The sequence below is a fragment of the Nocardia sp. FBN12 genome, from assembly GCF_050320175.1.
Taxonomy (GTDB): domain Bacteria; phylum Actinomycetota; class Actinomycetes; order Mycobacteriales; family Mycobacteriaceae; genus Nocardia.
The window spans coordinates 4409531-4433165 of the sequence record NZ_CP190048.1 but is presented as its reverse complement, the minus strand read 5'-3'; the positions used below and the strand labels follow the sequence as shown (position 1 = coordinate 4433165).

Annotated in this window: 25 protein-coding genes; 14 read left to right on the top strand and 11 right to left on the bottom strand. The window is 68.3% G+C overall.

The genetic code is table 11. The features are described from left to right. Positions 1 to 2 precede the first annotated feature (2 nt). From ACQHI0_RS21005 to ACQHI0_RS20990, 4 genes are all read right to left on the bottom strand, one after another. Positions 3 to 566, bottom strand: a complete 564-nt coding sequence (locus tag ACQHI0_RS21005) for a hypothetical protein (RefSeq protein ID WP_427903552.1) — start codon at positions 564 to 566, stop codon at positions 3 to 5. Between the two features lie 314 nt (positions 567 to 880). After that, complete coding sequence (locus tag ACQHI0_RS21000; protein WP_427903551.1) at positions 881 to 1552, bottom strand: hypothetical protein; 672 nt, start codon at positions 1550 to 1552, stop codon at positions 881 to 883. Continuing rightward, a complete protein-coding gene (locus ACQHI0_RS20995; RefSeq protein ID WP_427903550.1) occupies positions 1549 to 2241 on the bottom strand; it encodes a hypothetical protein in 693 nt (230 codons plus the stop codon). The genes ACQHI0_RS21000 and ACQHI0_RS20995 overlap by 4 nt, the downstream gene beginning before the upstream one ends. Before the next feature lie 131 nt (positions 2242 to 2372). Beyond that, complete coding sequence (locus tag ACQHI0_RS20990; protein WP_427903549.1) at positions 2373 to 2867, bottom strand: hypothetical protein; 495 nt, start codon at positions 2865 to 2867, stop codon at positions 2373 to 2375. A gap of 97 nt (positions 2868 to 2964) precedes the next feature. On the opposite strand from ACQHI0_RS20990, the gene ACQHI0_RS20985 reads away from it, so the two are divergent. Then, complete coding sequence (locus ACQHI0_RS20985) at positions 2965 to 6324, top strand: WD40 repeat domain-containing protein (protein WP_427903548.1); 3360 nt, start codon at positions 2965 to 2967, stop codon at positions 6322 to 6324. Positions 6325 to 6845: 521 nt separating this feature from the next. Here the strand turns inward: ACQHI0_RS20985 and ACQHI0_RS20980 are convergent. Then, positions 6846 to 7814 (bottom strand): cation diffusion facilitator family transporter, encoded by a 969-nt coding sequence (locus ACQHI0_RS20980; RefSeq protein WP_427903547.1) that lies wholly within the window; start codon positions 7812 to 7814, stop codon positions 6846 to 6848. A 215-nt stretch (positions 7815 to 8029) separates the two neighbouring features. Between ACQHI0_RS20980 and ACQHI0_RS20975 the strand changes: the two genes are divergently transcribed. The 3 genes from ACQHI0_RS20975 (at position 8030) to ACQHI0_RS20965 (ending at position 11386) form a co-directional block, all read left to right on the top strand. Then, the gene (locus tag ACQHI0_RS20975) at positions 8030 to 9130 is read left to right on the top strand and encodes a sensor histidine kinase (protein ID WP_427903546.1); all 1101 of its coding nucleotides are present in this window, start codon (positions 8030 to 8032) and stop codon (positions 9128 to 9130) included. Continuing rightward, positions 9130 to 9804, top strand: coding sequence for a response regulator (locus tag ACQHI0_RS20970; RefSeq protein WP_427903545.1), 675 nt, complete (start codon positions 9130 to 9132; stop codon positions 9802 to 9804). Before ACQHI0_RS20975 ends, ACQHI0_RS20970 begins: the two co-directional genes overlap by 1 nt. Before the next feature lie 76 nt (positions 9805 to 9880). Then, positions 9881 to 11386 carry a nitrilase-related carbon-nitrogen hydrolase gene (locus ACQHI0_RS20965; RefSeq protein ID WP_427903544.1) on the top strand — a complete coding sequence of 502 codons (1506 nt, stop codon included), beginning with the start codon at positions 9881 to 9883 and terminating at the stop codon, positions 11384 to 11386. Here the strand turns inward: ACQHI0_RS20965 and ACQHI0_RS20960 are convergent. Next, positions 11377 to 11712: a hypothetical protein gene (locus tag ACQHI0_RS20960; RefSeq protein WP_427903543.1), complete on the bottom strand. Its 336-nt coding sequence runs from the start codon at positions 11710 to 11712 to the stop codon at positions 11377 to 11379. The genes ACQHI0_RS20965 and ACQHI0_RS20960 overlap by 10 nt on opposite strands. Positions 11713 to 11922: 210 nt before the next feature. On the opposite strand from ACQHI0_RS20960, the gene ACQHI0_RS20955 reads away from it, so the two are divergent. From ACQHI0_RS20955 to ACQHI0_RS20945, 3 genes are all read left to right on the top strand, one after another. Continuing rightward, complete coding sequence (locus tag ACQHI0_RS20955) at positions 11923 to 12459, top strand: sigma-70 family RNA polymerase sigma factor (RefSeq protein ID WP_427903542.1); 537 nt, start codon at positions 11923 to 11925, stop codon at positions 12457 to 12459. Positions 12460 to 12646: 187 nt separating this feature from the next. Continuing rightward, complete coding sequence (locus ACQHI0_RS20950; protein ID WP_427903541.1) at positions 12647 to 14242, top strand: N-acetylmuramoyl-L-alanine amidase; 1596 nt, start codon at positions 12647 to 12649, stop codon at positions 14240 to 14242. A gap of 124 nt (positions 14243 to 14366) precedes the next feature. Then, the gene (locus tag ACQHI0_RS20945) at positions 14367 to 15389 is read left to right on the top strand and encodes a CobW family GTP-binding protein (protein ID WP_427903540.1); all 1023 of its coding nucleotides are present in this window, start codon (positions 14367 to 14369) and stop codon (positions 15387 to 15389) included. A gap of 60 nt (positions 15390 to 15449) precedes the next feature. Here the strand turns inward: ACQHI0_RS20945 and ACQHI0_RS20940 are convergent, their stop codons facing one another. The 3 genes from ACQHI0_RS20940 to ACQHI0_RS20930 are packed head-to-tail and all read right to left on the bottom strand — an operon-like array spanning position 15450 to position 18170. Continuing rightward, the gene (locus ACQHI0_RS20940; protein WP_427903539.1) at positions 15450 to 15881 is read right to left on the bottom strand and encodes a molybdenum cofactor biosynthesis protein MoaE; all 432 of its coding nucleotides are present in this window, start codon (positions 15879 to 15881) and stop codon (positions 15450 to 15452) included. Beyond that, positions 15874 to 16968, bottom strand: a complete 1095-nt coding sequence (moaCB, locus tag ACQHI0_RS20935; RefSeq protein WP_427903538.1) for a bifunctional molybdenum cofactor biosynthesis protein MoaC/MoaB — start codon at positions 16966 to 16968, stop codon at positions 15874 to 15876. The genes ACQHI0_RS20940 and moaCB overlap by 8 nt, the downstream gene beginning before the upstream one ends. Beyond that, positions 16965 to 18170 carry a molybdopterin molybdotransferase MoeA gene (locus ACQHI0_RS20930; RefSeq protein ID WP_427903537.1) on the bottom strand — a complete coding sequence of 402 codons (1206 nt, stop codon included), beginning with the start codon at positions 18168 to 18170 and terminating at the stop codon, positions 16965 to 16967. Before ACQHI0_RS20930 ends, moaCB begins: the two co-directional genes overlap by 4 nt. Before the next feature lie 142 nt (positions 18171 to 18312). On the opposite strand from ACQHI0_RS20930, the gene moaA reads away from it, so the two are divergent. From moaA to ACQHI0_RS20910, 4 genes are all read left to right on the top strand, one after another. Further along, a complete protein-coding gene (gene moaA, locus ACQHI0_RS20925; RefSeq protein WP_427903536.1) occupies positions 18313 to 19371 on the top strand; it encodes a GTP 3',8-cyclase MoaA in 1059 nt (352 codons plus the stop codon). Next, positions 19364 to 19606 (top strand): MoaD/ThiS family protein, encoded by a 243-nt coding sequence (locus ACQHI0_RS20920; RefSeq protein ID WP_410870116.1) that lies wholly within the window; start codon positions 19364 to 19366, stop codon positions 19604 to 19606. Before moaA ends, ACQHI0_RS20920 begins: the two co-directional genes overlap by 8 nt. 2 nt (positions 19607 to 19608) lie before the next feature. Then, positions 19609 to 19971: an iron chaperone gene (locus ACQHI0_RS20915; RefSeq protein WP_427903535.1), complete on the top strand. Its 363-nt coding sequence runs from the start codon at positions 19609 to 19611 to the stop codon at positions 19969 to 19971. 96 nt (positions 19972 to 20067) lie between these two features. After that, entirely contained in the window at positions 20068 to 20331 is a 264-nt protein-coding gene (locus ACQHI0_RS20910; protein ID WP_427903534.1) for a hypothetical protein, read from the top strand. A gap of 4 nt (positions 20332 to 20335) precedes the next feature. Here ACQHI0_RS20910 and nadE read toward each other — a convergent pair whose 3' ends face one another. Together nadE and ACQHI0_RS20900 are read right to left on the bottom strand one after the other, a co-directional pair. Further along, positions 20336 to 21160, bottom strand: a complete 825-nt coding sequence (gene nadE, locus ACQHI0_RS20905; RefSeq protein WP_427903533.1) for an ammonia-dependent NAD(+) synthetase — start codon at positions 21158 to 21160, stop codon at positions 20336 to 20338. A gap of 6 nt (positions 21161 to 21166) precedes the next feature. Then, on the bottom strand, positions 21167 to 21814 hold the full coding sequence (locus ACQHI0_RS20900; RefSeq protein WP_427903532.1) for a TetR/AcrR family transcriptional regulator: 648 nt from the start codon (positions 21812 to 21814) through the stop codon (positions 21167 to 21169). 96 nt (positions 21815 to 21910) lie between these two features. Between ACQHI0_RS20900 and ACQHI0_RS20895 the strand changes: the two genes are divergently transcribed. The 3 genes from ACQHI0_RS20895 (at position 21911) to nrdI (ending at position 23603) form a co-directional block, all read left to right on the top strand. Next, positions 21911 to 22480, top strand: coding sequence for an NAD(P)H-dependent oxidoreductase (locus ACQHI0_RS20895; RefSeq protein ID WP_427903531.1), 570 nt, complete (start codon positions 21911 to 21913; stop codon positions 22478 to 22480). Between the two features lie 385 nt (positions 22481 to 22865). Next, positions 22866 to 23099: a glutaredoxin-like protein NrdH gene (nrdH, locus tag ACQHI0_RS20890; protein WP_301902494.1), complete on the top strand. Its 234-nt coding sequence runs from the start codon at positions 22866 to 22868 to the stop codon at positions 23097 to 23099. 30 nt (positions 23100 to 23129) lie between these two features. After that, positions 23130 to 23603 carry a class Ib ribonucleoside-diphosphate reductase assembly flavoprotein NrdI gene (gene nrdI, locus ACQHI0_RS20885; RefSeq protein ID WP_379292523.1) on the top strand — a complete coding sequence of 158 codons (474 nt, stop codon included), beginning with the start codon at positions 23130 to 23132 and terminating at the stop codon, positions 23601 to 23603. Positions 23604 to 23635 lie beyond the last annotated feature (32 nt).

The window sequence follows — 23635 nt, the reverse complement described above, 5'->3', positions numbered from 1 at the left end:
GCTCACAGGTCCGCCACGTATCTGTCGTCGTCGGGATCGGCTTCGACCGCCGCCAGGTAGACGTCCAACCGGCGCCGCAACTCGTGCACGGCTAATTCCTGCGCCGCCACCAACTCGTCTATCGTCACGCCGCCTGCCGAGCTGACGGTCGGCCGGTAGGCGCAGAGATCGCCGCGGTCCGCCTCGATCAGCATTCGCTCCGCGGCCCGCTCCTGTTTGTCGATCGCCGCCCCACGATGCCGATTCCGGGTGTCCTCGTCGAGGCGATGACGAGCGATGGCGGCGATCAACGAGTGCCGCCGCCGATCGGCCACATCGACCTCATCGGCGCATCGCCGCCGGGCCGCCTCCACATCGCCTGCAGCGGCGAACTCCGCTTCGCGCGCATACGCGTCCCGCACGCTCTCCTGATGCGTGGCCTCGCCATCGGCGAGCAGCAACCGCGCCTGCGCCTCGAAAGCCGCAGCCGTCCCCCGCAATCCGGCCCTGGCATACGCGCTGACCCGAAACACCATCGCCGCGGCAACGCCGAGTTGCCGCGCCGCGTCGTCCCTCGAAGGTGTCATCCCGCCTTCCTCGCTACTGGGCCGAACAACGGCCGTCGAGAACATAGATGCGCCGCGTTCGGGCAGCGGTTCGCCGCGAACCGATCGCACCCCGGATGGCATCAGTGTTGGCGAGGGGTTTCACCGACGTTTGCGCCACCAGCGCACCGGCGTCGGTGGAGTACTACCGCCCCTGGGAGTGACGGCCGCGCCGAAAGCTCGCCGAGTGGAGCCGCAGGGGGGTTCCACCCGGGTCGGGGGCGCGCCCTCCCAGGGCTTTCCTGAACCCGGTTGCCGGACGCGCACTTCGGCAGCCGGGTTCCTCGATCCGAAGTTCAGCCCAGACCCGCGACGATCGCGGCCCGCACCGGATCACCGGGCGTGAGACCCTTGGCCACCCGCCGCCACGCATTGCGTCCGGCCGTGAGCGAGCAGCGCACCGCGTCGGTGACCGCGGCGGTGTGCTCGGTGCCGAGCGCGGCACTCGGCAGCAGCGCGATCTCGAGATCCTCCGACATCGTGAGCGCCCTGGTGACCACCTGACCGGTGAGCGTGCCGTCGTCCTCGGCATAGAGGACGACCAGCAGTTCGGTGCGCTCGGCACCGAGGCGCACCGCCACTCGCACGATGTCGCCCGCCGCGGCCCGAGCGCCGAACGAGTGCACCGAGATTCGCGTCTGCTCCGCACCGGCGGGCGATCGCGTGAACTCGATCCCCAGCTCCCGGTCCAGCTGTTTCTGCACCGCGTGGGTCGCCGTCGTCTCACCCTCGGACGACGCGGCGAGCGGTTGCACGGTCCAGCCGCGCACCACCATCACGGCCCGGCGCGCATCGAGGGAAGTCGAGCCGCCGCGCGCTGTGCCCAACACTCGTTCCGCGATCCGGGCTCCGGCGGCGGCCGATTCCGCATCGACAGCGGTGTCGTCGCCCGCCTCGGCGAAGGCGATCAGCACATCGATATCGACAGGCAGACACAGGCGGTCCGCGTCATGATCCGGTCCCATCACGATGTCTCCTCGTTGTCCCGGTCGCGAGCGTCGAGCTGCGCACGCACCGCATCGCGCAGCAACTTGGCGCCCGCCGCGCGTAATCGCTTGACCTTCTCCTGACTGAACCGCAGGTCCCGAGCCACCTCGCCGGTGGTCTGCACATCGGTATAACTGCCGTCCGGGGCGATCACGAAGGTCGCCCGGAGCACAGCCGCGGTCTCCTCGTGCGTGATCGAGGCCAGTGCGTCGTGCAGGACGGCGCGGTCGGCGAGCCGGTTCTCGGCGTCGCCGCACCGGTGGTCCTCGAGTACCAGAACGGCCGACTCGTAGTCGACCCGCTGGCCGGGGTGGCGCTTCTCGGCGGTGCGACTGCGCCGGTCCTGCAGCACCTGCCACTGCAGCTTCTTGAGCACCAACGCTTTCCAGTGCCGAATTCGCTCAGTGGGCAAGGTCGCGGTGAGCTCGACCATCGTGTCCTGGGCGACGTCTTCGAAGTCGCTGCGCATGTCCGGGTCGATCCGTTCCAGCACATACCGCGCCTTGGCCGCCGCATAGCTCGACATGGTGACCAGATCGACGCCGAAGATGTGGTCGACGACCGCCGGGCGCACCTGTTCGGGAACCTCGCTCCACGCGGCGCCGAGCCAGTGGTCCAACGGCTCGGAACCCACCAGATACCCCCGCTCGACCGGCGTCGGGCAAGCCATAGCTCGCACAATCGACGCCGTCGATCGTACCTGCGCCGCAGGCCGGGCCGACATCAGTCGCATCGCGGCGCCTCCTTCTCAGGTCGATGGGCTCCTACACAGATGCGCTTGTCGCCCCGACCGGTTCGCGGTCACGTGGGACAGGCAGGGGAGGTGACCATGAACGAGAACGCGATCTGGCAGTACCAGGCCTTCTCGACCTTCCACTTCCCGCCTTCGGCGACGAAGTTCACGATGACCGGTTGCGGCGGGCTGTTGTTGATCGAGGCCGTGCCGTCGGCCAGCATGCCGGGGGGTGCGATTCGGGTACCCGTGATGGTGATCGCGATGGTGGCGCCGCCCTGGCGGGGTGCGTCGGCGACACGGTTGGGCAGTTCGGGGTCGCTCCCGATGCCCTGGATGAGCTCCAGCTTCTCGGCATTGGACACGGTCGTGTCGAGCAGGCGCTGCATCAGGCGCCCGATGTCCTCGGCGCTCGGCAGCGGAGGCGCGGAAACCTCGTGCGCTGCTGCCGTTGTCGGCGTCGGGGCGGTGTCCTCGGCGCCGGCACAGCTCGCCGATATCGGGATCACGGCGAGCAGGGCCGTCGCGATCAAGCTGCGCCGGGCGAGGTGTCGTCTCGACAACGTGGTCCCCTGGGTCGATCGATGATGTGCTGGGATGCAATCGTATCGGGGCATTCTCGGGAGGGTCGGGTGATGCCCGGCGGGAGACGGGGGACAGATGACGGTCGAATCGACCGACCGACCGGCTGACGTGCTGTCGACCGACGACGCGGTACTGATCGAGCTGACCGGTGCGCCGCAACGGTGGCTCGCCCTGTGCCGCGATGCCGTGGCCGCCGGGCCAGAGGCCGCGCGACAACTGCTCGAGCACCGACGGGAGACGGGTGTGCTGGCCCGGCAGTCCCTGGCGCGGTGGAAGGACCTCGCCGCCGACGATCTGCTCGAAGAAGAAGCCGAAGATCCTGATGCGCAGGGCCGGCGGATCACCGCGGATCTGTCGGCCGCGCGGGCCATGGCCGTGCTGGCCCAGGCACTGACCGGCTCGACCGGCACCGATGAGGCGTGCGAAGCGTTCCTCGATCACGCCGAACGCGCCGGTCTAATCTCGGTCGGCACCCAGCTGCTACCGGCCGGCATTCCGATCACCAGCGAGGACGCGCCGCTCGGCGATATCGTGCGCCATCTGCTCGGCCAGGGCGGTCGGGCGGCGCGCGGATACGCCATCATGTCCGCGTTGGAATTGGCCGGGCATCGACTTCCCGTGGTGCGCAGCAGCCGGATCAGCGTGCTGTTCCTGAACTTCCGTGGCGGCGGCGAGGTGGGCGTGCTTCGCCTCGACCAGGTGCGTGGCGGGCCGAGCGGGCTGCATCCCGACCCGGCGCGGATGGGCTTTCTGCAGGCGGACCGCGAATTCACCGACAGTCTCGAAAAAGCCTGGCAGATCAGCAGATCGGCGACGACCGATGCGTGTGTGTTGTGGTCGGTCTCGATACACGGCAGCGCACCGGCCAACGATATCAACGGTGCCTCGATGGGTGCGGCGATCGCCGTCGCCCTCGACGACCTCGCCCCCCGGCATGCCGTGCTGCGCACGCTGCGACCCCGGCGGCTCGACCCGGCATGCGCGGTGACCGCCGGGCTGTCGGGGACCGACCTGACGGCGGTCGGCGGGTATGCGGGCAAACTGTCCGCGGCCCAACGCTCTTCGCTGCGTGTGGTGGTGGCGTCGGCGGCGTATCGCGAAGCCGCCGATGAGGCACCGCAGAACTATGCCGACCGGATCTCGGCCGCCCGCACGGTCACCGAGGCGATCGCGAGAACCCGCACGCGGGCGAACCTCGCGCTGTGGCTGGTTTCGGTCGCCGCGGCGCTGGCCGTGCTGCTCGCGGTGGTGTCGGTGACCGAACTCGTCGGGCTGCGGATCGAGAACGCGGCCGCGCGGGCGGAATCGAATTCGCGACTGTTCGCCGGTGTCGCGCGCGGCGGCGGCAACCTCAATCCCGCACTGTCCCAGCAGATCGCCCTCGCCGCCTACCGCACCGCCCCGACCGAGGAGGCGCGCTCGGCCCTGTTGGAGAACACCGCGACGAACGCGCCGATCCGGATCAGCCCCGGTGTCGTCCTCGGCCGCGGTGTGGTCTTCGATCCGGACGCACCGCGCCTCGCGACGACACCGCAGGGCGACCTGATCGCGATCGGCGAGGGCGACGGCACCGTGGAATTGGTCCGGGTAACCGACGCGGGCATCGACCGATGGCCACGATTCGCGACCGACAGCGGCCATATCCGCGGCATCGCGATCAGCGCGAATCGCCAATGGTTGGTCGTCGCGGGCGATCTGGGGTCGGCCGTGTGGAACATCGCCGATCCCGGCGCGCCGCGCCAGGTGGCTCAGCTCCCCCTCGCCGGGCGGTTGCCCGCGTCGGTCGCGCTGAGCCCCGACCTCGGGTTCGTCGCCATCGGTACCCACAGTGCGACTGTGTCGGTCTGGCGGCTCGGTGACGATCCCGCGCGCCCGGTCGCCTTGCCGACGCTGTCTGCCTCGGGACAGCGTGCGGAGGTCGCGCTGAGCGATCGGACGCTGGTCGTGGCGGCGCCGTCGTTGTTCGGCGGAATCTGGACGACCACAGTGCGCGGCTGGAACACCGCGACGCTCGACCGCGATCAGGCGCCCGCGTTCGATCACCGCGTCGAACGTCCCGGCGGTGCGGAGGCGCGATCGGTCGAGTTCAACGGCGACGGCACCGTGCTGGCCGTCGGCCTCAATCCGGGTGAGGTCGCGCGCTGGCGCGTCGGCGCCGCCAGCTTCGATCCGATGCCTGCCGTGACGAGGGGCGCCAACGAATACATCGACGTGTCAGTGACCGAGGACGGTCGATCCGCCGTGATCGTCGGCGGCGACACCAGGGCCCGCATCCACGATCTGGACACCGGCGAGCAGGTGGTCACGTTCCCGATCGACATGGTCGCGAGCGCGCGCTTCCTGCGCGGTGGAAGATCGCTGGTGACAACCAGTTTCGACCACGCCGTGCACGTGTTCGAGCTGCCGGGCCCGGTCGTGCCGACCAGCCCGCTGACACTGTTCCGGTTTCCGCTCGACCAGCCCGTCCTCCCGCAGGGACTGTTCCCACACTTGCGGATGCTGGCCAGAACGCCCTTCGCCACCGACCGGGCCCGGCTCGACGGCGACCCCGCGGGCCTGATCGACGTCGTCGCGATCGCCTCGGACGGGACAAGGGCGGTGACCAGAACCGAATCCACGATCCAGGTGTGGGACATCACCGAGCCGGCGACTCCGCGTCGGGTCGGCGCCCCGCTCAGCGCGGCCGGCGTCGACATTCGCGCGATCACGTTCAGTCCCGACGGCACCCTGGCCATCGGTCACAGCATGACCCAGACCGTCGAGATCTTCGATGTCACCGGCGAACCCAGGTTGCGGTCGAGTATCCGATTCGGCCGCGGCTACCCGACCTCGCTCGCCTTCAGCCCGGACGGCGGCCTGCTCGCGGTCGGCAGCCACCGCACCGGCAATGTCAGTGTCTTCCCGACCACGCCCGGCGCGGTGCCGATCGCCGAACTGTCCGATCTGCGGACCCCGGGACAGACCATCTCGCTGGCCCTGAGCTCGCGGGGCACCCTCGCGGTCGGCACCCTGACCGGCGCCTTCGTCTACGCGCTCGGCGAGCCGGGTACTGCACCCGCTGCCCTCGCCGTCCCCGCCGGTGCCAACGGCTCCGCCGGCTCGGTCGCCTTCGACCCCAGCGGGACCCGGCTCGCCATCGACGACGTCGTGAGCGGCACCATCCTGCTCTGGGACTACACCGACCCCGCGCACCCCACTGCCTACGCCACGATCGCCCGCGGCCAGCGCCACCGTCAACCCACGATGCTGGCCTTCGCGGCGGACGGCGCCATCCTTACCGAGTCCGCCGTCGACGGCACCCTGCGGCAATGGCGCACCGACGCCGACGTCGAGGCCGACCGCATCTGTGCCAGCGGCACCACGCCGATCACCCGCGAGGAATGGGCCGACGCCCTGCCCGGCCACGCCTATGTGAACGCGTGCCCGGCGAACTGATTCGTGCCGCCTGACCGGCGGATTTCGCCTTTGTGTGTGACGGTGTGTAGCGATGCCCCTATTTCTTGGGGCAATGGAAACCTGGCCTTATCGGATGTCGAAATATGAATCTCATCGAGTTCTCAGAGTTAATTAAGAAACATTGGGTATCGCGCGAAAATGCCAGGTAGGGGCGGTGTTGTGGCCGGGTTGTTACCAGCGTCACTAAATCCGGAAAACCGTAACTCGTGGCGTTTGAGGCTCGATATGCCATTCGTAAGCCAGCTTCGGCTGGGCCTATGCGAGAAACAGAGGAATTACTATGATCCCCGTTATCATCGACACCGGTAGCGCTGCCCTCGGCGGCCTCTTCGACACCCTTGGTGCCGCCCTGCACGGCCTGGTCGACACCCTGTGGACCGGTTCCTTCGGCGGCTGAATCAGCCCCACTTAGGTCGATGAAACGACCTGGTCCTCGCTAGCGCGTGACCGACGAGAAGGCCTCGCACCCGATGGGTGTGAGGCCTTCCCTCGTCGGTGGGTCAGTGGGTGTGCGGAGCCTGTGTGGAGACGTGCTTCGGGCCGTGCGAATCGGCGCAGTGGTTGGCGTCGCGGTTGCCGATGTCGAGAAGCTTCGGGCTGGCGTGGTCGACCTGCAGGGTGACGTGCTCGATGTGGTGATCGTGGTCGAGCATGTGCGCGATGTCCTCGCGGACCGCATGGCAGTCGTGGCCGGGCTGCACGAGAACGTGGGCGGAGAGGGCAGGGGAGCCCGAGGTGATTTCCCAGATGTGCAGGTCGTGTACCTCGGTGACGCCGTCGCGCGCGGCCATGTCGCGGCCGATCAGCGCGGGGTCGAGGTGCTCGGGCGCGGCCTCGAGGAAGATCCGGCTCGATGCCTTGATCAGCCCGATCCCGGCCTTGATCATCAGCGCCACCACGATCAGGGTGGCGACCACGTCGGCCTGGACCCAGCCGGTGAGGATGATGGTCAGACCGGCGACGGCGGTGGCGATGAACGCGAACAGGTCGTTGAGGATGTGCTGGTAGGCACCCTCGACATTGAGACTGGTGCGATCGGCGCGGCTGATCATCCAGGTGGCCAGTACGTTCACGGCGACGCCGACCAGCGCGGTGATCAGCACCAGCCAGCCGTGTACCTCCGGCGGCTCGAACAGCCTGCGGATCGCCTCGTAGCCGAGCCAGAGCGCCAGCAGCAGCAGCGTCAGCCCGTTGGCCTGGGCCGACAGGATCTCGGCCCGTTTCCAGCCGAACGTCATCCGCCCGGTCGCCGGTCGCGCCGCGAGCCGGATCGCCCACAGCGCCAACGCGATCGACGCCGCGTCGGTGGTCATGTGCGCGGCATCGGAGAGCAGTGCCAGTGAATCGGCGATGATGCCGACCACCACCTCGCCGATCAGGAACGTGACGATCACCGCCAGCGCGCCGGCCAGCCAGCGTCGATCGCTGTCGGCCGATACCCCGTGGTCATGCCCGTGTCCTGCGCCCATTGCGTGCCCCTCTCCTGGCGTTACGATCGATCGCAATCATATGCACACATCGCTATGTATGCAATTCGTTCTTGGTCGAGCGAGATCGTCGCTGGTCACCGGATGTTGCCACGCCGGATTCCAGCCTATGCCTGAGCGTACGGGCGCTGTGCTGCGCACCGAATCACTCGCGAGAGTGAGGTGCGGTGGACCGATTACGGACACACTGGGTCGTCGTGGGAGTACCTCTGGAACATCCGTCGCCACTGGACGTGCTGATCGCCGCGGTGGTGACGGCCTCGACCGTCGTGCCCGCGCTCGTGATCGGGGCCGCGTGGTGGGTTGTCGGGTTGTCGGTCCTCGCGTCGGCGCCGGTGCTGTGGCGGCGTCGGGCGCCGGTGGGTGTGCTGTGCGTGGTCGGCCCGGCGATCACCGTGCTCGGCTGTGTGAACGCGTTGCCGGTGCTCCCGTTCGGGACGGTCGTCTGTGTGTACACGATCGCGGCGTACTGTTCCGCGCGGCAGCGGCGAATGACCTTTGCGCTGGTCGCGATCGGAATTCTGGTGTCGCTGCTGGTGCCACGGGAGACCGCTGATTCGTACGCCTATGCCGCGATGTCGTTCATGACGGCGTGGGCGCTCGGGTCGGGAGTCCGCGCGAAGCAGGCGCAGATCGACGCGCTCGCCGAACGGACGCGACGTCTCGATGACGAACGCGATGCCGCCGTGGTTCGCGAGCGGCTGCGGATCGCCCGGGATATGCACGACGGGCTCGCCCACACGGTCGGTGCGATGATCGTGCGCGCCGAGACCGGTCCGCTGCTCGAGCGGGCAGATGCCGACGCGGCCTTCGCGGCGATCGCCGACGGCGGCCGTGATGCCTTGCGGGAACTGCGCCACAGTATCGGCGCGCTCCGCGAGGACGATCCGCCGCATCAGCCGGGGGTGGCCGCCATCGCCGATCTCGTCGCGCTCGCCGAACACGGTGGGCTGATCGCGCATTTCACCGAATACGGGCCCCGCGCAGCGATTTCACCGCAGGCGGACGCCGCCGCGTACCGGATAGTGCAGGAGGCATTGACCAATACGGGCAAGCACGCGAAGGCGACCCGCGTCGATGTGGCGCTGAGCTGGTCATCGGATCGGCTCGGGGTTCGAATCGCCGACGACGGCACCGCGGTGGAAGGCGCCCGGGTGGCTGGCACCGGCACGGCGGGCTTCGGACTGGTCGGGATGCGGGAACGGGTGCACGCGTGCGGTGGCCTGCTGCGGGCGGAACCTACGCGTTCGGGGTTCGTGGTATCGGCTGATCTGCCGCTGGCGCAAGGGAATCGATGATGCGAGTGCTCGTCGTCGACGACCAGGAATTGTTCCGCACCGGGTTTCGCCTCATCCTGGAATCCGAACCCGACATCGAGGTGGTGGGGGAGGCGTCCGATGGTGTGGAAGCGGTGACGGCGGCCCGGCGGCTCGCGCCCGATGTGGTGGTGATGGATGTGCGGATGCCACGGCTGGACGGGGTGGCCGCCACCGCTCGGATCTGCGCGGAGACGGCGGCGAAGGTGCTGGTCCTCACCATGTTCGACATCGATGAGTACGTCTATGCCGCATTGCGGGCGGGTGCGAGCGGGTTCCTGCTCAAAGACGCGCGGCGGGCCGAGTTGATCGGCGGGGTGCGGGTTGTCGCGGCCGGCGACGCGCTGCTCGCCCCCTCGGTGACGCGACGGCTGATCGCCGAGGTCGCCGGACGTGCGCGTGCGCATCCGGAAGCAGCGGCGCAGCTGGCGACGCTGACTCCGCGGGAGCGCGACATTCTGCGAGAACTCGCCGCGGGCCGTTCGAACACCGAGCTCGCGGCGAGGTTGGTCGTCACCGAACACACGGTGAAAACCCATGTCAGTTCCGTTCTTTCGAAGCTGGGGCTGCGCGATCGGGCGCAGGCGGTGGTTTTCGCCTACGAATCCGGGATGGTGGCACCGGGGGACAATCGCCTGCCCGGTGGTGCGAGGTGATCTCACTCGCGTGAGGGAGGCGAGTCCGCTCGCACGGGCGATGCGCGCGGGCCCTCTCCACCGTGACGATGATCGGGTGACATCTACCGAAGAAGCTGTGCGCGAGGATATCTCCGGGCGATCCGGTCGGCGACTGCCCGGTCGGCCGTCGATCATGTGGCTGGCCGCCACCGTGAGTTCGGCGGTGCTGTGGGGTATCGGCACCGGTTTGCACCCGATACCCGGAATCGCACTACTCGCCCCGCTCCCGGTGCTGTGGTTGGCCCCACGACGCACTGCTGCGGCGGTGTTCGCGGCGGCGGTGCTGTCCTGGCTCGGCGGCAACGCCAGGTACTGGTCCTACTTCACCGGAACGCTGGAACAGCCCCGATCGACCACTGTCGGTCTGCTGGTCGGCAGTGCGCTCGTTTTCGGGGCGTGCGTGGTGCTCTTCCGAAAACTACTGCTGCAGCACAGGTTCGGGTGGGCGGTGCTCGCGCTGCCCGCCGCGTGGACGGCCGCGGAGTTCCTCTTCGGCTCGGTCGGTGTGTTCGGCGCCTGGTGGAGCATCGGGTATTCCCATGCGGGGGTGGACCCGATCGTGCGCGTCGCGGCACTGACCGGGGTGTGGGGGATCAGTTTCCTGGTGCTCGCGGCGTCCAGCGTGATCGGCACGACGACCGCACCCGGCATCCCAACGTCGCGGCGGCTGACGCTAGTGGGCGTAACAGCCGTCGTCTCGGCTGTCGTCATCGGTATGGGTCTGTGGTCCGCCGTCGCGGCGAGCAGCGGCCCGATCACGCGGGTCGGGCTGGTCGCTCTCGCCCAGCCGCCGATGTATGTCCCTGTCGCGTCGCCCGACGGAGCGCGGATGATCAACGACGCGGTCGCTGCCGTCGACGAGCTCGCCGACCAGGGCGCCGAAGTCATCGTGTTCTCCGAGAAGGCATGGCACGCAAGCCGAGCCGACCTCTTCCTCTTACGCGACCCGCTCACGGCCGTCGCCGCTCGCCGTGGCGTTCACGTTGTCGTCGGGCTGGAACTCGAGCAAGCCGGCGGCACCGTCAACGCGGCCATCGCCTACCCGGGCGAAACCATCTATGCCAAGCGATATCTCGTACCCGGGCTCGAATCCGAACTGCAGCCGGGCACGGTCCCGGTCCGGATCCCCGGCCGGCCATGGGCGCTGGCGATCTGCTTCGACCTCGACCGGCCGGCTCTCGTTCGCCAGAACCGCACCGACGGCGCGACGCTCATCCTCGCTCCCGCCCTGGATTTCGGTGTCGACCACTGGTTACACAGCCGGATGGCAGCACTGCGGGCCGCCGAATCAGGCATCGCTATCGCCCGCTCCGCCCAACTCGGCGAGTTGACCGCCATCGACGCCCGAGGCAGCGTTCGAGTCTCGGTCCGGACCGACATCAGCGAAACCCGCTCGGCGATGGCCGACATCCGCACCGCGGGCGATCGCACCCCTTACGCCCGCTGGGGTGACTGGTTCGGCGCACTATCGATCGCACTGACCGTGGCCTGCGGACTCGCTGCTCTACGTCGCCCGGACGCGCTACCGAGGAGACCTCGTGAACTGCCCGATCAGTCCTGATCAGGCCAGGCATCGGCGACGACCAACCGGCCCGCCGCCAGGAGCAGCGCGTACCGCGCGGCGATCACGCCGGTCGGATAGGTCGGCCAGAACGACACTGCCCCCGTCGCCTTGTCGATCACATACACCGAGCCGCCGACCGGGATCGGCCGAGTCGCCGGCGCGTGTAACGGCTGGACCGCGCAAACGGTGAAGCCGTCGGCGAATTCGACGATCTGCCGTTCGTGCCCGGGCAGATCGGCAGGTAGGTGTTCGGCCGCCACTCTCGTGGCCTCGGCCAGGTCGACCGGCGTCTGCGCGTCGGTCGGATATGCATGGATGTCCACGTTGTCCGCTCCTCGCGGGCGATTGTCGTCGCCCCGAGGCGATACTGCTCGACTTCGCCGAAATGAGCGAGCCCGGCGTCCCTGCTCCCCCCTCCTGGAGCAGGCCCGGCCGGGCTCGCGAGAAAAGTGTCGCGCGCGGGGCCAGCAGGATCCTGAAGAGTCGCTTAAGGCGGGCGTTGTCATCGGCGCGGTCCAGCGCGATACCCCCATATGACGGACAACTCCTGCGGTGCGCACTGCGCGCGCCTGTGTACCAGGGACGGGCTGGCCGACGTGCTGGCCACCGATCGCGGCCTGCTGCACTGGCGGGCGCTGCGCGGCCTCGGCGACGCGGGCCTGGCCGAGCACGCGGTGCAGGAGACCCTGCTGCGCGGCTGGCGTTCGTGTCACGACTTCGACGGCCGCAAGGGCAGCGTTCGGACGTGGCTGCTGGCGATCGAGCGCAATGTCATCATCGACATCATGCGGGCCAGAGCCGTTCGGCCCGGTGACGTGGGCTGGGACGACATCACCGAGGTGTCTGTCTGTGGCAGGCCGGATTTCGCCGACGGGTTGGTCGACGGCCTACTGGTCGATCAACTGCTGGCTCGACTCCCGGAGCCACAACGCGCGGCAGTCACCGAGGTGATCCTTCACGACCGTGGCTACCGGGAAGTCGCCGCGGATTTCGGTGTTCCGGTCGGCACCGTGAAGACCCGGGTGCATTATGCGCTGCGCTCACTGCGCCAATTGCCAGAAGTTGCCTGACATAGACCGCTGATGGCTCAGCTGGGCATCCGACCAGCGTCTTTTGATACTTCCATCCAGTTACATTTCGGTAACTGTGCTTGCCCTGTGGTTGCCAACGTTGCAAGAGTGAACCACTGGGTTTGGTGTTACCAGGTGTTACCAATGGGAAGGGAGGGGTGCTCCGTCCCCGGAGCGCCGACCGAACATGCAACCAAACATCATCAAGGCCGGAATCTGCTCTACCGTCTCCGCCGCGGTGGTGGTGTCGCTGTCGGGGTTGGTCCCCGTGACCGCCCACGCCGCCCCTGAACCAGCGACCAGCGAGCAGCTCGCCGGTAAGACGATCTTCCTCGACCCCGGTCACCAGGGGACGGCGCATACCGAAGACCTGAGCCGCCAGGTCGACAACGGCCGTGGCGGCACCAAGGACTGCCAGACCACCGGTATGACCTCACTCAACGGCATCCCCGAACACACCATCAACTGGGACGTCGCCCAGCTCGTGCGCGCCTCGCTGGAGGCACTGGGTGCCGACGTGGTGCTCAGCCGCGCCGACGACACCGGGTGGGGCGGCTGCGTCGACGATCGCGCCCGCGCCGCCAACCAGTCCGGCGCCGACGTGGCGGTCAGCATCCACGCCGACAGCGCCGGTCCCGACCAGCACGGATTCCACCTGATCGTGCCGCAGCTCCCGATTCCCGACGCGATCGCCGACAAGGCGCAGTCCGGTGGTGGGCGGCTCGTGTCGAGCGCGGTCCGCGACGCCTACCTGGCGGCCGGCTTCTCGCCCGCGAACTACGCGGGCGTCAAGGCCGGTCTGCAGACCCGTGAGGATGTGGCGGGCCCGGCGTTGACGCAGGTGCCGATGGTGTTCGTGGAGATGGGCAACGGCGCCAATGTCGACGACGCCGCCCGCCTGGAATCGCGCGAAGGTCAGCTCGAGCACGCGGTTGCCATCGCGACGGGCGTTGTCGGATTCCTGCTGAACAAGCCGATCCCCACCCTCGCCGCGTCGCCGCTGCCCGGTCGGGTGCCGGTCGCGACCACGACTCAGACACCGAAGCGGGCACCCGCTGCCGACCCCGCGCAGACACCGACCAGTTCCGCGCCGACGACGACCAGCGAGACGCCGACGACGAGCGCGCCGGGACAGTCCGGGAGCGAGAACGGAGCCACGGCGCCTGCCGAGGACTCGTCGGGTGCCGGTACGCCCGACGAGGGCGCGAACGGGGCTGCGGTGCCAACCACCGAACCGTCACAGAAGCCCGGAGCGGCCACCGCGTCGACTCCGGAGTCCGAGACGACCTCACCGGCTCAGCAGCCCGCCAAGGCGCCGACCACCACGACCGCCGCACCCGTACCCGGCCAGGCGCCTGCTGATTCGCCCGCGCTGCCCAGCGGCTCGAGCGATCGGACGATCGTGGATCCGGACCCGGCCGACTTCAACGGTCCGGCGGCGCCCGCTCCCGCACCGATCCCCGCACGTGCCCCGATCGCGGATCCGGTTCCGGTAGCCCCTGTCCGCACGGCTTCCCCCGGCGCTCCGGCCCGCACGGCCTCGCCCGAGGCTCCCGCCGAACCCTCGACCACCACCCCGAAGAAGCGCGGTACCGCGCCGAAAGCGGAGGCGACGCCCGACGAATCCGAGCTCGATCTGAGCACCCTCGGCGGTCCGATCACCACCGTCATGACACTGCTCATGCCGCTGGCGCAGACGCTCGGCATGGACGAATCAACCATCCCCGGCCAGCTGATCAACCTGGTGTACACGCTGGTCGGCATGGTTTTCGGCCCCAGCTGACAGGTCGCATCACAGCGCCGCCCACTCCTGACACAGGGGTGGGCGGTTTGCTGTGCGGTGAGCTCGCCTCGCCCACAGCGGCCTGGTCGGCTTCGGCGCGTGGGGGAGATGGCACCATGGTCCGGTGATACCTGTCGTGATCGTTGCTGGGTTTCTGGGCTCGGGGAAGACGACCCTGCTCAACTACCTGTTGCGCAACAATCGGGGGACCCGGATCGGGGTGGTGGTCAACGATTTCGGGGCGGTGAACATCGACGCGATGCTGGTGGCGGGACAGGTCGACGCGATGGTGTCGCTCGGCAACGGATGCGTGTGCTGTGCGGTGGACGTGTCCGAGCTCGATGATCTGTTCGCCCAGCTGGCGCAACCGCGCAGTGCGGTGGATGTGATCGTCGTGGAGGCCAGCGGATTGGCCGAGCCGCGCAACCTGATCCGGATGGTGATCGCCAACCCCAATCCCCGGATCGGCTACGGCGGATTGGTCGAGGTGGTCGATGCCGAGCAGTTCGGGTCGACCAGCGCGCAACATCCGGAATTGGTGACGCATCTGCGGATGGCGGATCTGGTGCTGGTGAACAAGGCCGACCGGGTCGCGCCCGAGGCGTTGGCCGGTTTACGTGCACAGCTCGCCGCGTGGGTCGGGCAGGTCCCGGTCTACGCGACAACCCACGGCCGGATCGATCCGGGCCTGTTGTTCGACGATCGCGAGCCGGAACAGCCGAAAGTGGCGCAGCAGTTGAGCTTCGATGTGCTGCTCGACGACCATGATCACGATGACCCCGACCATCGGCATCTCCACGATGACTACGTGTCGGTGTCGTTCACGAGCGAGCGCGCCCTGAATCCCCGTGCGCTGGTGAGTTTTCTGGAAGACCCGCCGTCAGGCCTGTTCCGAGCCAAGGGGTGTGTGGCGTTCGCGGTGGCGGGGGAGCGGCGCAAGTTCGAAGTCCACCTGGTAGGAAGACATGTCGTCTTCACGCCCGGTACCTGGGCGCGCGGCGAGCGACGCGTCTCGAGCCTGGTGCTGATCGGTGCCGGACTCGACGCTGATGCGGCACTGAAATGCTTGCACGACACCATCTTCGAGGGCGAGACGCTCTTGGACGACCAGGCGATGCTCGGGGTTTGGCGCTACACCCAGCAGTGACAGCGAATCGTTGTGGGGCTCGACCGGTGACGGCTGTCCGCCGCATCGCGGCGGCGAGGGTCAGCCGCAGGCGTTGACCCACTCGGAAAGCCCGTCCGCGAACAACTGCCGCTTCCAGATCGGCACCTCGTGCTTGATCCGGTCGACGAGCTCGGCACATACCGTGAACGCCTCGGCCCGATGCGGTGCCGCGACAGCCACCACGATCGCCAATCCGCCGATCGTGAGCGACCCGATCCGATGCGTCGCCGCGACCGGAAGGCCGCTGGCCTGCGCGACTTCCGCGCAGATCGCGTGCAGGAACCGCTCGGCCTGCGGGTGCGCGGAGTACTCCAGCGAGGTCACCGCCTGCCCGCCGTCATGGTTGCGCACCTTGCCGGTGAACACCACGACCGCACCGAATTCCGGCCCGTCGACGGCCTTTTCGACAGCGAGGGGATCGAGGTCCTGATCGCTGATCGCCGCCAGGCGTACCGCACCGAAGTCACTCATGGTTGCCGCCTCCGGCTACTTGCGCTAGCAGATGATCCAACAACGGTTCCAGCACGGCCATGCCGTCCTTCACCCCACCCGGCGAACCCGGCAGATTGACGACAACCGTGCGTCCGGCCAGCCCCGCGACGCCGCGACTCAGTGCGGCCAGTGGGAACTTCGCGGTCCCACGCTGGCGAATGGCATCGGCGACGCCGGGCAGCTCCCGATCGAGGATGCCACGGGTGGCCTCGGGTGTCGCATCGGTCGGGGAAGCGCCGGTGCCACCTGTGGTGATGACAAGCGCGGGCCCCCCGATCAGCGCATCGGTCAGTCCGGTGGCTATTTCGGCGTCGGCGTAGACCAGCGGGCCCCGCACTGTAAAGCCTTGTGCGGTCAGCCAATCGGCGATGACGGGGCCGGTGGTGTCGATGCGGGTTCCCGCCGCGGTTCCGGTGGACGCGACGACCACGACGGCCTTTCGCGAAAAGATCTGGGCTTCAGCGGATCCCGACGCGATGCTGCCTGCTGCCGTGGAATCCGCTTCGGTGGTCGTCGACAGCGTGGACTCGGCACCGGCGTCCGCGTTCACCTGCGCCAACCGGTCGGGCGACGGTGCGACGGTGTCGGACCGACCCTCCGGTCGCACCCAATGCCCGTGTTTTCCACCCTCTTTGGTGACCAGCCGGACCCCGTTCATCACCGCGGCGGGATCCACCGCCTTCACCATGTCGTGCAAGGTGAGCCCCGCGACAGCGACAGCCGTCAGCGCTTCCATCTCGACGCCGGTCGGGCCCTTCGTCTTAGCTGTCGCCTCGACGGTGATCGAGGTCTCGGTGAACCCGAACTCCACCTTCACCGACGACAACGCCAGCTGATGGCACAGCGGAATCAGCTCGGAAGTCTTTTTGGCACCGGCGATTCCGGCCAGCCGCGCCGTGGACAACACATCGGCCTTCGGCATGCCCTCGGCCCGCACCAACGCCACCACCTCAGCGGTCGTCTGCAATTCGCCTGCGGCAACAGCGATCCGGGTGGTGTCAGCTTTGGCGCTGACATCGACCATGCGTGCCCGACCCTCGCGGTCGACATGGGACAACTCGCTCATAGCGACAAGATTCGCACAGCGACGCCTGCGGCCAGCGAGGTGACCTCGGCGGGCACGTCGACGAGCACATCGGCCCAGGCCATCCCCGCGATGAGATGCGAGCCGGGCCCCGAGATCACTTCCACCCCGTCCTCGGTCGACAGGCCGCGCAGGTATTGGCGACGACCGGCAGGGGAGCGCACCGGCGTCAGCAGGGTCACCTCACGGCTCTCCACCGCAGGCAGACCGGCCAGCGCGCGCACGGCAGGTCGCGCGAACACGGCGTACGACACCATGGTGCTCACCGGATTGCCAGGGAAGCTGAGCACGGGGACCTCGTCGACCACCGTGTATCCCTGCGGGCCGCCAGGTTGCACCGCGACCGAGCCGAACGTCCCGCCGAGCGGACCCAGCACATCCTTGACCACCTCGAAGTCGCCCTTCGAGACGCCACCGGAGGTGAAAACCAGGTCGGCGGCAGCGGTCGCGGCGCGCAGCACCGAAGTGAACACGGCGGGGTCGTCGGAGCTGTGCGCGATCTCGACCACCTCGACACCGTCGGCCCGCAAGGCCGCGGCCAAGGCGATGCCGTTCGAGTTGTATATCTGCCCCGGGGCCAGCACGCTGCCCGCGGGCTGGAGCTCGTCACCGGTCGTGATGCAGACAGCGCGTAATCGGCTCAGTACCGGCACGGTCGACAGGCCGACGGCGGCCAGCGCCGCGATGTGGCGCGGCGCGAGCACCGTGCCCGTCCGCGCGACGAGCTCACCGGTTCGCACATCCGTCCCGGCCTCGCGCACGAATTCGCCACGCCCACGGCCACGTTCGACCACGATCCGGCCGTCACCCGCCTGCACGTCCTCGACCGGCACCACACAGTCGGCTCCGGGCGGCATCGGCGCGCCGGTCATCACTTTCAACGCCGAACCGGCGGGCAACGCGTCGGTACCGGGTTTTCCCGCCGCCACCACGCCGGTGACCGGCAAGGTGACCGGTGTGACTGCCACGTCGGCGGCGCGCACCGCGTACCCGTCCATCGCGGAGTTGCGGAACACCGGCAGATCGATCGGCGACACCACGTCGGCCGACAGCGTGCGGCCGAGCGCCTCGGGCACCGGCACCTGCTCATCGGGGCGGTCGGCGAGGTGGGCCAGCAGCGCGGCGACCGTGTCGCGGTACTCGTCGACGCTGCGCGCCGACGCGGTAGCGGGCCGGGGAGTCATGGTGCCAGCTTAATCGCCGCCGCTGGGGCCGGTCATGGTCGCGTGGCTCACCGAGCGGGACTGCTCGTCGTGAGCTGACGAGTTCGCGAAGAATCGGCCCGGCGCACGGAATGTGACGGGCCCGACAGGTCATACTGTATAGATGACGCTGGTCGAAATGGGGATACCCGCCGTGCGATCGGAGCGGCCGTCTCTCGACGGCAGGCCCGAGACGCCGTTCCTCGTCGACCGCTTCGGCCGGATCGCTCGCGACCTGCGTGTCTCCATCACCGAGAAATGCTCGCTGCGCTGCACCTATTGCATGCCCGAAGAGGGTCTGCCGCCGATTCCGCGCCAGGAACTGCTCACCGCCGACGAGATCGTGCGGCTGGTATCGCTGGCCGTGCGCGAGCTGGGCGTGCGGGAGGTGCGGTTCACCGGCGGCGAACCGTTGATGCGCCGTGAGCTGGAACAGATCATCGCGGGCTGTCACGCGGCGGTGCCCGGCACTCCACTGGCCATGACCACCAACGGTGTCGGCCTGGAACATCGCATCCACAAGCTCGCCGCGGCCGGTCTGACCAGGGTCAATGTCTCCCTCGACACCGTCGATCGGGAGGATTTCACCCGCCTCACCCGCCGTGACCGCCTGGAATCGGTCCTCAACGGTATCCGTGCCGCGCGCGACGCGGGCATGGCGCCGGTGAAGGTGAACGCCGTGCTGATGCGGCAGAACCTGGCGGGCGCGGCGGACCTGCTCGCCTGGTGCCTGGCAGAGCAGTGCGAACTGCGGTTCATCGAGGAAATGCCCCTCGACGCCGACCACGAGTGGGCCCGCGATCACATGGTGACTGCCGCCGACCTGCTCGACGTCCTCGGCGCGCGCTTCACCCTGACCCCCACCGCCCGCGCCGACCCGTCGGCCCCGGCCGAGAAATGGCTGGTAGACGGTGGACCGGCGACTGTCGGCATCATCGCCACGGTCACCCGCAAGTTCTGCGACAGTTGCGATCGCACCCGGCTCACCGCCGACGGCATGCTGCGCTCGTGCCTGTTCAGCGACCAGGAGTTCGACGTCCGAACCGCGCTGCGGGCAGGTGCCGACGACGATGAGGTCGCCGAGCTGTGGCGCGGCGCGATGTGGCAGAAGTGGGCCGGTCACGGTATCGATGCCGCCGGTTTCGTCCCTCCGGAACGCACGATGGGAGCCATCGGTGGTTGAGGTCCGCTATTTCGCCGCCATCGCCGACGCGGTCGGCAAGAACACCGAATCCCTCGACCTGCCAGCAGGCGCCACCGTCGCCGACCTCCGCGCCACCCTCGCGGCCACCTACGGCTCCGACATCGACAGCCTCGTCGGCGTCTGCGCCTTCCTCATCGGCGACGAACTCACCCGCGACCCCTCGGCCATGCTCCGCGACCGAGTCGACGTCCTCCCGCCTTTCGCCGGCGGCTGACCGTGGTCCAGAGCAAGGCCCCCGACGTAGCCACCTACCTCGCCGAACTCCCGGAAGACCGCCGCGAGCCCCTCACCAGGCTCCGCGACCTGTGCCGCGCGGAACTCCCCGGCTTCGCCGAGGTCATGTCCTACGGCATGCCCACGTACGAACGCGACAACACCGCCGAGATCGCCTTCGCCAGCCAGAAGCACTACATCTCCTTCTATCTGTTGCGCTCCGATATCCGCGCGGCCTTCGCCGACCGCCTCGCCGCCCACGACATGGGCAAGGGCTGCCTGCGCTTCCGCAGGGAACCGGACTACGACCTCGTGCGAGACTTATTGCGTGCCACCGTATCCGGTGATGGCGCGGTGATCTGTTGAGCCGCAACAGGATTCGCGCCGCGGCGTAGACCTCGCTACGCTTCCCGGCGTGCCGGAAACCGGCGTGCGTGTCGAAATGGGTGTGCAGTGTCGCTGGTGATGGTCGTAGTCATGGTGGTGATGGGGGTGCTGGCGTATCAGCGCGGGTTCAACCCGTTTGCCTGGATTCTCGCAGGCGGATGCTTAGGCGTGCTGGTGTTGATGTTCTTGCCCTCGGCGAGGGAAGCCGGGCTCGATGCCGAGACGAGGGATGCGCGAAGGCGTCGGGGCAACCTCTTCGGCGCGGGTTTGACCGCGGTGGCGCTGACGTTGGCCACTGCGGTGTTCGTCGTCGAGATCGTCGATATCTTGTCGGCCTAGGCCGTCACCGCCACCAGGTGTCGAGGGGCGTGACCGGGACCGTGCGCTTGTGGCGGGTGTTGGTGAAGATCGTTTCGAGACGGGTCGCCACCTCCGGGGTGACGTCCTTGCCCTCGAGGTAGTCGTCGATCTCGGAGTAGCGCAGGCCGAGCGCGTCCTCGTCGGCCAGGGCGGGGCGGTCGTCCTCGAGGTCGGCGGTGGGGACCTTGGACCAGATGCTCGAGGGGGCGCCAAGTTCCTGCAGCAGCGCGGCGCCCTGGCGTTTGGTGAGGCCGGTGAGGGGGGTCAGGTCGACGCCGCCGTCGCCGAACTTGGTGAAGAAGCCGGTGACTGCCTCTGCCGCGTGATCGGTGCCGACCACCAGGAGGCTTTCCTGGCCCGCGAGGGCGTACTGGGCGACCATTCGCTCGCGCGCCTTGATGTTGCCGCGCACGAAGTCGCGCAAGCGCTCGTGATCGAGCGCGCCCGCGACCTCGATGCCGATCGCGTCGGCGCTGGGGCGGATGTTCACCACGACCGTGCGATCGGGGTCGATGAAGTTCAGCGCGATCTGCGCGTCGTGTTCGTCGGCCTGTACGCCGTAGGGCAGCCGCACCGCCAGGAACTTCGCCGCAACGCCGTCGGCGCGCAGCTCCTCGACGGCCAGCTGGCACAGCCGGCCGGCCAGCGCGCTGTCCTGTCCACCACTGATTCCGAGGGCGAACCCCTCGGCCGGGGTGGTGGCCAGGTAGTCCTTCAGGAAGTCGACGCGCCGCCGGACCTCCTGCTTCGGCTCGATCTCGGGCAGCACGCCCAATTCGGCAATGATCTGTTCACGCAGTGTCCCCATGCGGTCTCACTCTACTTGGGGGACAGGCGAAACGACCCGGCGAACGAGCCATTCCCAGTTGTCGCCGATCTGAGCGCGGGTGTAGCCGAGCACCTCGACCTGGTGGATGACCAGCGCCGCCGACAGCGTGGACAGCAGCGTGTCGGCGATCAGCGGCACCTCACCGTCGACGCCGACCGCACGCAGCAGCAGCATGACGTGCGCCTTGTGCAGGGCGTACGGCCCGTCGCCGAAACGCCCGTTCTTCTCCGCGGCCTGGTGCAGATCTCCCTCGACCTCGATATCGAGCAGCCGGGTCCGCCCGAACGCGATCAGCCGTTCGACCGGACTCGCCTCGGGGCCGAGGGGTGCGGGCCCGAACATGAACGCGGCTTGGAATTTCTGCTCGGAGTGATCCAGCAGGGCCAACATCAGCCCGGTGCGGTTGCCGAACCGGCGAAAGACCGTGCCCTTGCCGACACCCGCGCGCTTGGCGAGCGCGTCCATCGTGAGGCCGTCGACGCCGTGCTCGCGTACCAATTGCTGGGCCGCGTCGAGCAGCAGCGCGCGATTGCGGGCCGCGTCCGCGCGTTCGACCGGCTCCGCACTGCCGGGCAGCGGTCGTCCGATCCCCAGCAGTGGCGGCTCGTCTGACCTGGGTGTGCCATAGCTCACGCCACTCACACGTCCTCCGCGGGAAGTAATCGGACTGAGGTCCGGTTGATGTCGGATGAAACTTGGATCATTCCACTGAGTACACCAGGAGTCGCAATGAGCGAGACCCGCATCCTTACTCTCGTCGGAAGCCTGCGCGCGGGCTCCATCAATCGCCGCCTGGCCGAGGCTGCGGCGCAGACCGCGCCCGCCGGTGTCGATATCACCATCTACGAGGGTCTCGGTGAGATCCCGTTCTACAACGAAGACCTGGATGTGCCCGGTGCGGTGCCCGCCCAGGCCGAGGCACTGCGTGCCGCCGTCGCCGCGGCCGACGCCGTTCTGCTGGTCACTCCCGAATACAACGGCACCCTGCCCGCCGTGCTGAAGAACGCCATCGACTGGGCCTCGCGCCCGTACGGTGCCGGCGCGATCAAGGGTAAGCCGGTCGCCGTGGTGAGCGCGTCGATCAGCCCGAACGCCGCGGCGTGGGCGCACGGCGACACCGTGAAGTCCGTCGGCGTGGCGGGCGGCGTTGTCGTCGAGTCGGCGCACGCGCAGTTCGCGACCATCGGCGAGCGTTTCGCGCAGGCACATCCGGCCGAGGACGCCGAGGCGCTGACCCAGCTCGGCGCGACCGTCCACCAGTTGGTCGCCGCGGTGAACGGCACGTTGATCTCGGCGTAAGCTGGGCGTTCGGCAGGGGCGTCGCATCCATCGCGGATGCGACGCCCCTTCGCTGTCCGCGAAGTTTGCTGAAGACTCGCCGGTAGACGAAATCGTGATCTGAACCACTGTTTTCCCTGCTTGCGCAGCGCCCGTCCTGGGACTTACCGCGTGGGAATTACATCCGTGCGACTCGCAACACCTTGTGTTGTTCCCATCTGTCGGACACTAGGTGTAGTGTCTGTCGTACTGGAAGACGGTGTGGAGCCACCACTGATCGGGCCCAAGGGAAGGGGTTACGAGCAGGGCTTTCTTCGTCAGATCCAGGAGTTTGCGCAGCATCACCCGTTCGTGCATTGCATACGGATCACAGGCTGTGGATCAGGCATAGAGAGAGGGACTCCGAATGACCGTCACCGTGTACACCAAGCCCGCTTGCGTGCAGTGCAACGCCACCTACAAGGCTCTCGACAAGGTCGGCGTGGACTACGACGTCATCGACATCTCGGAGAACGACGAGGCGCGTGACTTCGTCATGGCGCTGGGCTACCTGCAGGCACCGGTCGTCGTCGCGGGTGAGGATCACTGGTCGGGCTTCCGTCCCGACCGCATCAAGTCGCTCGCCGTCGCGGCTGCCTAGTTCGCGCCGGTTCGCCGGTAAGGAGGCGCCATGCCCGAGCAGATGACTCCGGGCGGGCTGGTCTACTTCTCCAGCGCTTCGGAGAACACTCATCGTTTCGTCGAGAAGCTCGGTCTCCCGGCAACTCGGCTTCCACTACACACCACCGCTGAATCGCCGCGGATCGACGAACCCTACGTGCTGATCACCCCCACCTATGGCGGTGGTCGGCACGTCATGGGCGGAGAACGTCCCGACAAGGACCTCGTTCCACGGCAAGTCGCCAAGTTCCTCAACGACCCACACAACCGCGCGCTGCTGCGCGGGGTGATCGCGGCCGGCAACACGAACTTCGGCGATACCTATTGCGTTGCAGGAGACATCATCTCGCAAAAATGCGGGGTGCCGTATCTGTATCGCTTCGAACTCATGGGAACCGCTGAGGACGTCGCGCGCGTCCGAGAGGGATTGGGATTGTTTTGGCAACAGCAACCACAGCACCGGCAGGCAAGTCAGCACGCCTAGAGCAGTCGGCGGTGCGGCCCGATACGGGCGAG